The sequence below is a fragment of the Micromonospora sp. NPDC002411 genome (assembly GCF_053592955.1).
The window spans coordinates 1-7,707 of record NZ_JBSFBM010000319.1; the positions used below are offsets into that span (position 1 = coordinate 1).

At 70.3% G+C, this 7,707-nt stretch carries 9 protein-coding genes; 8 read left to right on the top strand and 1 reads right to left on the bottom strand.

The window, feature by feature from the left end; all coding sequences use genetic code 11:
- Positions 1–79 precede the first annotated feature (79 nt).
- The 7 genes from egtB (at position 80) to ACWCO3_RS28070 (ending at position 4,915) form a co-directional block, all read left to right on the top strand.
- Positions 80–1,399, top strand: coding sequence for an ergothioneine biosynthesis protein EgtB (gene egtB, locus ACWCO3_RS28040; protein ID WP_145781656.1), 1,320 nt, complete (start codon positions 80–82; stop codon positions 1,397–1,399).
- 28 nt (positions 1,400–1,427) lie between these two features.
- Positions 1,428–2,174, top strand: coding sequence for an ergothioneine biosynthesis protein EgtC (gene egtC / locus ACWCO3_RS28045; protein WP_450012886.1), 747 nt, complete (start codon positions 1,428–1,430; stop codon positions 2,172–2,174).
- A 48-nt stretch (positions 2,175–2,222) separates the two neighbouring features.
- Positions 2,223–3,188 (top strand): L-histidine N(alpha)-methyltransferase, encoded by a 966-nt coding sequence (egtD, locus tag ACWCO3_RS28050; protein WP_450012880.1) that lies wholly within the window; start codon positions 2,223–2,225, stop codon positions 3,186–3,188.
- Between the two features lie 215 nt (positions 3,189–3,403).
- Positions 3,404–3,991, top strand: a complete 588-nt coding sequence (locus ACWCO3_RS28055) for a TMEM165/GDT1 family protein (RefSeq protein ID WP_145785637.1) — start codon at positions 3,404–3,406, stop codon at positions 3,989–3,991.
- Between the two features lie 39 nt (positions 3,992–4,030).
- The gene (locus ACWCO3_RS28060; protein WP_088989513.1) at positions 4,031–4,393 is read left to right on the top strand and encodes a DUF1622 domain-containing protein; all 363 of its coding nucleotides are present in this window, start codon (positions 4,031–4,033) and stop codon (positions 4,391–4,393) included.
- Positions 4,393–4,713, top strand: a complete 321-nt coding sequence (locus ACWCO3_RS28065; RefSeq protein WP_145781663.1) for a hypothetical protein — start codon at positions 4,393–4,395, stop codon at positions 4,711–4,713. Before ACWCO3_RS28060 ends, ACWCO3_RS28065 begins: the two co-directional genes overlap by 1 nt.
- 4 nt (positions 4,714–4,717) lie before the next feature.
- Entirely contained in the window at positions 4,718–4,915 is a 198-nt protein-coding gene (locus ACWCO3_RS28070) for a hypothetical protein (RefSeq protein ID WP_145781665.1), read from the top strand.
- A gap of 49 nt (positions 4,916–4,964) precedes the next feature.
- On the opposite strand, the gene nhaA is transcribed toward ACWCO3_RS28070, so the two are convergent.
- Positions 4,965–6,320, bottom strand: a complete 1,356-nt coding sequence (nhaA, locus tag ACWCO3_RS28075) for a Na+/H+ antiporter NhaA (RefSeq protein WP_450012882.1) — start codon at positions 6,318–6,320, stop codon at positions 4,965–4,967.
- A 336-nt stretch (positions 6,321–6,656) separates the two neighbouring features.
- Between nhaA and ACWCO3_RS28080 the strand changes: the two genes are divergently transcribed.
- Positions 6,657–7,707, top strand: a 1,051-nt coding sequence (locus ACWCO3_RS28080) for a YveK family protein (RefSeq protein ID WP_450012884.1), incomplete at its 3' end; no start/stop codon positions are given.

Consider the following 7,707-nt stretch of genomic DNA (forward strand, 5'->3'; position numbering starts at 1 on the left):
GCGAACGGCAGGAGGTTCGGTGAGTGCGAGGAGTGAGCCGGGGTTGCGAGCCCCGCAGTCGCGAACGGCAGGAGGTTCGGTGAGTGCGAGCAGTGAGCAGTTGCGTGATCGGATCGCTGTGGAGTTGGCCCGTGCCCGCTCCCGTACGTCGTTGTTGACCGAGGTGGTGGACGACGGTGAGCTGATGCGTCAGCACTCGCCTCTGATGTCGCCGCTGGTCTGGGACCTCGCCCACGTGGGTAACCAGGAGGAGCTGTGGCTGGTCCGCGACGTCGGCGGGCGTGAGCCGGTGCGGTGTGACATCGACGATTTGTACGACGCGTTCAAGCAGCCGCGTCGGGACCGTCCGGCGTTGCCTCTGTTGGCGCCCGCCGAGGCGCGTGCCTACCTGGGCACGGTGCGGGACAAGGTGCACGACCTGCTCGACACGGTGGCGTTCGGCGAGCGGCCGCTGGTCGCCGACGGGTTCGCCTTCGGCATGATCGTGCAGCACGAGCAGCAGCACGACGAGACGATGCTCGCCACCCACCAACTGCGCGCGGGGTCGGCGGTGCTGCACGCCCCGTCGCCGCCCGAGCCGTCGGTGCGGGTCGGCGGGGAGGTGCTGGTGCCGGCGGGGGAGTTCACGATGGGCACCGACACCGACCCGTGGGCGTTGGACAACGAACGTCCCGCGCATCGTGTCGACCTCCCGGCGTACGTCATCGACGCGGCCCCGGTCACCAACGGGGAGTACGAGGCCTTCATCGCCGACGGCGGTTACGACGATCAGCGGTGGTGGAGTCCGCAGGGGTGGGCGCATCGGCTTCGGGAGGGCCTGGCGGCGCCGATGCACTGGCGTCGTGACGGCGACGAGTGGTCGTACCGGCGTTTCGGCCGGTGGGATCGGGTGCGCGGGGACGAGCCGGTGGTGCACGTGTGCTTCTACGAGGCGCAGGCGTACGCGGCGTGGGCCGGTAAGCGGCTGCCGACCGAGGCGGAGTGGGAGAAGGCGGCCCGGTGGGATCCGTCGACGGGACGGTCGCGGCGGTATCCGTGGGGCGACGAGGACCCGACCGAGGCGCACGCCAACCTGGATCAGCGGCATCTGTGGCCGGCGCCGGTGGGCGCGTACCCGGCCGGTGTGTCGCCGTTGGGTGTGCACCAGCTCATCGGTGACGTCTGGGAGTGGACGTCGAGCGCGTTCGGCGGGCATCCGGGCTTCACCGCGTTTCCCTACCGCGAATACTCGGAGGTCTTCTTCGGCGACGACTACCGGGTGTTGCGTGGTGGTTCGTTCGGCACCGACCGTTCGGCGTGCCGGGGCACCTTCCGTAACTGGGACTATCCGATCCGCCGGCAGATCTTCAGCGGTTTCCGCTGTGCCCGCGACGCTCGACCGGACGAGTCGTACCGGTGATCGGCGCTCCGGTGGGCAGGGCGCGCTGATGTGTCGTCACCTGGTCTACCTGGGGCCGCCGGTCACCCTGGCCGAGGTGCTGTTCGACCCGCCGCACTCGTTGGTGCGGCAGTCCTGGGCGCCTCGGGACATGCGCGGCGGCGGCACCATCAACGCCGACGGGTTCGGCGTCGGCTGGTACCCGGGCGAGGGTGAGCCGGTGCGTTATCGGCGGGCGCAGCCGATCTGGAGCGACCCGACCATCGCCCAACTGGCGGCGGTGACCCGCGCCGGGGCGGTGCTCGCGGCGGTGCGGTCGGCCACTGTCGGGATGGCGGTGCTCGACGGCGCCGCCGCGCCCTTCGCCGAGGGGCGGTGGCTGTTCAGCCACAACGGTGTGGTCCGCGGCTGGCCGGACGCGGTGGTGCCGCTCGCCGCCGGTCTGCCGGTTCGTGACCTGCTCACGTTGGACGCCGCCACCGACTCGGCGTTGCTATGGGCGTTGGTGCGGCATCGGCTGCGCGCCGGGGACGACCCGGCGGACGCGGTCGGGCGGACGGTGGCCGACGTCGCCGCGGCCGCCCCCGGGTCGCGGCTGAACCTGCTGCTCACCGACGGCCGGCGGGCGGTGGCGAGCGTGGCCGGGCATGCGTTGTCGGTACGCGAGTCGCCCGGTGCGGTGCTGCTCGCCTCCGAGCCGCACGACGACGGCCCCGGGTGGCGGGCGGTGCCGGAGGGGCACCTGGTCCTTGCCACCGCCGACGGGGTGCGGGTACGTCCACTTCCGACCCGGTGAGCAGCGCCGGGCGGCACGCGATTGTCGATCGAGCAGAGGGGCGAGTTGATGACGGCGGAACCGCTGGAGGTCTACCTCGAAGAGCGCGATCTGGAGCGTGGTCTGCGCGACGACGTTCGGGCCGGGCTGAGCGCCGCGCAGAAGTGGCTGCCGCCGAAGTGGTTCTACGACGCCCGGGGCAGCGAGTTGTTCGAGGAGATCACCCGCCTTCCCGAGTACTACCCCACCCGGGCGGAGCGGGCGGTGTTGGCCGAGCGGGCTCCGGACATCGCCGCGTTGACCGAGGCCAAGACGTTGATCGAGTTGGGGTCCGGGTCGTCGGAGAAGACCCGCCTGTTGTTGGACGCGTTCACCCGCCGGGGTGGGCTGGGCACGTTCGTTCCGCTCGACGTGTCGGTCAGCGCCCTGCGAGGGTCCACCGCCCAGATCGCCGCCGACTATCCGGGCCTGCGGGTGCGGGGCATCGTGGGGGACTTCACCCGGCAGTTGGACCGGCTGCCCACCGGCGGCCGACGGCTCGTGGTCTTCCTCGGCGGCACCATCGGCAACCTGCTGCCCGCCGAGCGGGCCGAGTTCCTGACGGCGATGCGCGCGGCGCTGGAGGTTGGCGACTGGCTGTTGCTCGGCACGGACCTGGTGAAGGATCCGTCGGTGATCGTGCCCGCCTACGACGACGCGGCCGGGGTCACCGCCGAGTTCAACCGCAACGTGCTCCAGGTGATCAACCGCGAGTTGGGCGCCGACTTCGACCCGGGGGCGTTCGACCATGTCGCTCTCTGGGACCCGGAGCACGAGTGGATCGAGATGCGGTTGCGGGCGACCCGGCCGATGCGGGTGCGGGTGTTGGGCATGACCGTCGACTTCGCGGCGGGGGAGGACCTGCGTACCGAGGTCTCGGCGAAGTTCCACAGGGAGGGGATCGCCGCGGAGTTGGCCGCGGCGGGCTTCGTGACGGCGGAGTTCTGGACGGACCCGGATGGGCTGTTCGGGGTCACGTTGGCGCGGGCCCGCTGAGCCTGTTCACCCGCCTCGAACCGGGCCGCTGGTGATCGGATAAGCTGAGCGGGCGAAGGGGAGTAGCCCCCAATGTCGTGGTCGACATACTGGTGCGTTCCGCATCCGGCCACGCGGCCTCGGTCTCCGAGGCGGGCGAGACCTTCGACTCAGGCTGTTGCAGCCGGGTCGAGGGCGCCCCTGTACCTCCTCCCGGCATGAGCGGGAAGGACGTCATGGAGGGATTTTTCGCCGCGCTGGTCGTCAGCTTCGGCGTCATCTTCGTCGCGGAGCTGGGAGACAAGTCCCAGTTGATGGCGTTGACCTTCGCCACGCGGTTCAAGCCGATCCCGGTGTTGATCGGTATCACTGTCGCCACGGCGGTGGTGCACCTGGCGTCGGTCGCCATCGGCGCGGGCCTCGGAGCGGTGCTGCCGACCGAGTGGATCTCCCTGGTGGCCGGTGTGGCGTTCCTCGGCTTCGGTGCGTGGACCCTGCGCGGGGACAAACTCACCGAGGAGGAGAAGCGCAAGGCGGAGAAGACGAACAAGACCGCGTTGGTGGCGGTGTCGGTGGCCTTCTTCCTGGCTGAGCTGGGTGACAAGACGATGCTCGCCACGATCACGCTCGCCACCAAGTACGGCTGGTTCGGCACCTGGCTCGGTTCCACCATCGGCATGGTGGCGGCGGACGCGTTGGCCATCCTGGTCGGTCGGATGCTCGGTCGTCGGCTGCCGGAGAAGACCATCAAGTACGGTGCCGCGATCCTGTTCGCCATCTCCGGTCTGTGGCTGATCCTGGAGGCGGTGAACGAGCTGACCTGAGTGCCGACTAGCTGCCCTGAGGGCGGGTAACGGCCCGGGGTGGAGCCGGCCGAGTTGTTGCGACACGGCGACCAGGTGTTGGTGGCCGTGGTGGAGGTGGCCGGCGCGCTGGTGATCTTCGTGGGCGCGGTCTGGGCGGCGGTGCGGTTCGTGGTCGAGGGGCTGCGACACCGCACCGCCGCCCGTTTCACTCCGATTCGGCTCTCGCTGGGCCGGTTCCTGACTCTCGGCCTGGAGTTCCAGTTGGCGGCGGACGTGCTGCGGACCGCGGTGTCCCCGTCGTTCGAGCAGATCGGCCAACTGGCCGCGATCGCGACGATCCGGACGGCGTTGAACTACTTCCTGGGCCGGGAGATCCGTCAGGAGCAGCGCCAGGTGGCTGAGGGGGAGCGTCACGGGTGATGGAAACCCTGGTCACTGTGGTGACCGCTCTGGCCCTGGTCGTCGCCGTGGTGACAGTGCTCAGCACCGGTGCGCTGAAGACCGGCGTCCGACTGCTGCTGGACCTGCTGACGGCGGCCGGCCTGATACGGCTGGCCGGTGACCCGGGCTGGAACGGTCTGGTCGGCGCGGTGGCGATCATCGCCCTGCGTCAACTGCTCGGCGCGGCGCTGAGCGCTCCGACCCCGTGGTCCGGGCGACAATCCCCGGCCCCCTGCGCCGAAGACGATTGCCACCTACCGTTGGCGCTAGGACGCGAAACCAGGAAATCGGGAGGATGACCAGATGAGCCGGCACGACGAACCGAACGAGTACGGCTTCTCCGGCGCTGGCACCGCTCCCGAGCCGCCGCCCGGCGGGAAGGCCGACGAGCAGGATCGTGTCGAGGAGGTGGCGGTGCCGGGCGACGACCTCACCGCTCCCGCCGCCGAGGCGGTGGTCGAGGAGACCGAGGACCTGCCGCCCGCTGACCGTCGACGCTGATCGGAGCCAGGGTCGGCGGGTCGCCGCACCGCGCGGTGCGGCATACCGATCAACCCTCGGCGGGCCGCTGGTAGACGTCGGGCACGCCGTCGCCGTCGGCGTCGAGCCGTTCCCGCTCCGCCACCCGGCGGTACGCCGCGTTGCGCCGGACGAGCATCGCCGCGGCCAGCCCGGCGGAGATCACCGAACCGAGCAGCACGGCCGCTTTGACCCGGCCGTCGGTGGTGCCGCCGACGCCGAAGGCCAGGTCGCCGATGAGCAGCGACACCGTGAAGCCGATGCCGCCGAGCAGCGCGATCCCGAGCAGGTCGGACCAGGTGACGTCCTCGTCCAGTTCGGCCCGGGTGAACCGGGCCAGCAGGTACGTCGAGCCGAGGATGCCGATGCTCTTGCCGAGCACCAGAGCGGCGACGACGGCGATCACCACCGGGTCGGTCAGCAGGGCCGTCAGGTCGCTGCCGCGCACTGTGACCCCGGCGGCGAACAGGGCGAAGACCGGTACGGCGAAGCCGGCCGACACCGGACGCCAACGGTGCTCCAGGCGCGCGGCGAGCCCACCCTCGGCGTCGGCGGCCGATGGGTCACCGGTCGCCGTCCGGGGACCGGCCAGCACCGGGACCGTGAAGCCGAGCAGGACGCCGGCCACCGTGGCGTGCACACCCGAGGCGTGCATCAGCGCCCAGGCGGTGACCGCGAGAGGAATGAGCGCCCACTGCCAGCCACCTCCGCGCCGCACCAGAATCGCGAAGATCCCGATCGAGGCCAGCGCGGCGAACAGCGCGGCGGGCTGTAGGTCGGCGGTGTAGAAGACCGCGATGATGGTGATCGCGAACAGATCGTCGACCACGGCGAGGGTGAGCAGGAATGCGCGTAGGCCCTGGGGCAGATGTGTGCTGATCACCGCGAGTACGGCGAGCGCGAAGGCGATGTCGGTGGCGGTCGGAACGGCCCAGCCGCGTAGTCCCTCTCCACCCGCGCTCAGGATGACCGCCACGTAGATCAGCGCCGGCAGCAGCATTCCGCCGAGCGCGGCGACCACCGGCAGCGCGGCCCGGCGTGGGTCGCGTAGGTCCCCGGCGACGAACTCCCGCTTGAGTTCCAGGCCCACCACGAAGAAGAAGATGGCCAACAGGCCGTCCGCCGCCCATGCGGCGACGTCCAGGTCGAGGTGCCAGGACGCGCCGCCGGGCCAGGGGACCCAGCGGGCGAGTCTGGTGTACGAGTCGGACCAGGGGGAGTTGGCCCAGACGAGCGCGACAGCGGCGCCGAGCAGCAGCAGCGCGCCGCCCACGGTCTCGGTACGCAGCACGTCGGCCAGGTGCCGGGCCTCCGGCCAGGACGACCGGGTGAACAGCCGGTTCTTCGGCGGGCGTTGGCCGTCGGATCGCGGGGTGCGGGAGGTCATCTGCGGGGTCACCTCGGACGTCAGGACGGCATGAATCCACTCGCCGACCAGGCTTCCCGGCACACCACCACGGACCCTATCCGGCTTCGCGTCCGCCGGCGACCGCTGGGCCGATCGGACGTCGCCTGACCGGCTTTCGACTTTTTCCTCGTTGTCGCCGCTGCCGAATGGGCGGTTCTCGGGTTGGTCATCCGGATGCATGTCGCACTACAGAAAATACATAACTCCGGACATAAGCCGCATGAGCCGCTTTAATGGTTTCACGAGTTTAGAGACGACCTTGGGGGTTTTCGTGAAGTTCTTTGGCGTAACCGGACCGGCACGGAGGCGCGCCTGATGGATCTGCTCCGCCATTTGCGTCACGTGCGTAGGCACTGGTGGGTTGCGCTGGTCACGATCATGGTGGCCCTCGGCGTCTCGGCCTTCCTGACCGTGCGCGCCCAACCCCGGTACGTCGCCTCGGTGACGTTCTTCGTCACCACCCCCAACACGGGCGTCAGCGAGGCATACCAGGGTGGGCTCTTCCTCCAGCAGCGCGTCAAGTCGTACGCGGACCTGCTCACCAGCGACCGACTGGCACAGAGCGTCGTGGCCGAGACCCCGGTCGGCCTCACCGCGGACGAGGTGCAGCAACGGGTGAAGACCTCCACCCAGACCGGCACCGTCATGCTCCAGGCGTCGGTCACCGACACCGATCAGACCCGCGCGTTGCGGGTGACGGAGACCCTGGCCACCAAGTTCGTCGAACTCGTCCAGAAGGTCGAGACGACGCCGGAGGGCAAGGCGCCGATCAAGATCGAGGTGGTCAGCGGCCCCCGCGTGAGCGCCAACCCCGTCTCGCCGCAGCCGGTCCGGAACCTCACCCTCGGTGGCGTGATCGGTCTGATCCTCGGTATCGGTCTGGCGATCCTGCGCGGCGTCGCCGACGTCCGACTGCGCGACGCCGCCGGTCTGCAACGGGCCACCGGTAGCCCTCTGCTCGGCGAGATTCCATTCGAGGGCAACGCCCGCAGCGCGCCGCTGATCGTGGGCGACGCCTCCACCTCCGCGCGTGCCGAGGCGGTCCGCAAGTTGCGTACCAATCTGCGTTTCGTGGATGTCCACGAGCCGGCTCGGGTCATCGCCGTGACGAGCGCGCTGCAGGGTGAGGGGAAGACCACGCTCTCCTGCAACCTGGCCATCGCGCTGGCCGAGGCGGGTTGGCGGGTGCTGCTGGTCGACGCGGACCTGCGTCGCCCGAAGGTCGACGACTACCTGGGTCTGGACGCGGGTGTCGGCCTCACCGACGTGCTGGTCGGCGACGTGCAGGTCGGCGACGTCGTGCAGCGCTGGGGGGACAAGTTGCTGCTGGTGCTGCCCAGCGGTTCCGCCCCGCCGAACCCGAGCG

Coding starts and splice junctions, on each gene's coding strand:
- ACWCO3_RS28065 (WP_145781663.1), top strand. CDS start 4,393: ATGGAAACCCTGGTCACTGTGGTGACCGCTCTGGCCCTGGTCGTCGCC.
- ACWCO3_RS28055 (WP_145785637.1), top strand. CDS start 3,404: ATGGAGGGATTTTTCGCCGCGCTGGTCGTCAGCTTCGGCGTCATCTTC.
- ACWCO3_RS28070 (WP_145781665.1), top strand. CDS start 4,718: ATGAGCCGGCACGACGAACCGAACGAGTACGGCTTCTCCGGCGCTGGC.
- egtD (WP_450012880.1), top strand. CDS start 2,223: ATGACGGCGGAACCGCTGGAGGTCTACCTCGAAGAGCGCGATCTGGAG.
- egtC (WP_450012886.1), top strand. CDS start 1,428: ATGTGTCGTCACCTGGTCTACCTGGGGCCGCCGGTCACCCTGGCCGAG.
- nhaA (WP_450012882.1), bottom strand. CDS start 6,320: ATGACCTCCCGCACCCCGCGATCCGACGGCCAACGCCCGCCGAAGAAC.